The organism is Candidatus Paracaedibacter symbiosus (genome assembly GCF_000757605.1).
In the GTDB taxonomy this organism is placed as follows: domain Bacteria; phylum Pseudomonadota; class Alphaproteobacteria; order Paracaedibacterales; family Paracaedibacteraceae; genus Paracaedibacter_A; species Paracaedibacter_A symbiosus.
On record NZ_JQAK01000040.1, the window covers coordinates 3031 to 3655 of the forward strand.

The window sequence follows — 625 nt, forward strand, 5'->3', positions numbered from 1 at the left end:
GGCCCGCTGGAGCGCCTGCCGCGCAGCGGCATCGACGGCATCGCCCACGAGCTGCGCTGCCCGCCGGCCGAGGTCGGACAGGCGGTGCAGCTGCTGCGTTCGCTCGACCCGCGCCCGGGCAAGCAGCTGGCCGAACTCGAACACGACAGCTACGTGGTGCCCGACTGCGTGGTCTGGCGCCAGCGTGGCGTATGGAAGGTGGCGCTGTCGCAGCAGGCGCTGCCGCGGGTGTCCATCCATCGCGGCTACGAGCGGATGATCCGCCGCTGCGGCGAGGCCGATGCCGGCTACCTGCGCACCCAGCTGCAGGAGGCGCGCTGGCTGCTCCGGAGCCTGGAGGCGCGCGGCGAGACCCTGCTCAAGGTGATGCGTTGCCTGTTGCGCCAGCAGGCGGCCTTCCTGGAGTTCGGCGAACAGGCGCTGCGCCCGCTGACCCTGCGCGAGATCGCCGGCGAGGTGGAGCTGCACGAGTCCACGGTGTCGCGCGCCATCGCCCGCAAGTACGTGCGCACTCCGCGCGGCACCCTTCCGCTGAAGGCGTTCTTCGCCTCGGGCATCGGGACCGATGGCGGCGGCGAGGCCTCCAGCACCGCGATCCAGTCGATGATGCGACGTCTCATCGACC

General features: G+C 72.0%; 1 protein-coding gene. It reads left to right on the forward strand.

Translation table 11 applies throughout. From position 1 onward, the window contains the following. Window positions 1-625 (forward strand): RNA polymerase factor sigma-54 (locus tag IG80_RS14520; RefSeq protein WP_269517205.1); only part of this gene is annotated, 625 nt, incomplete at both ends.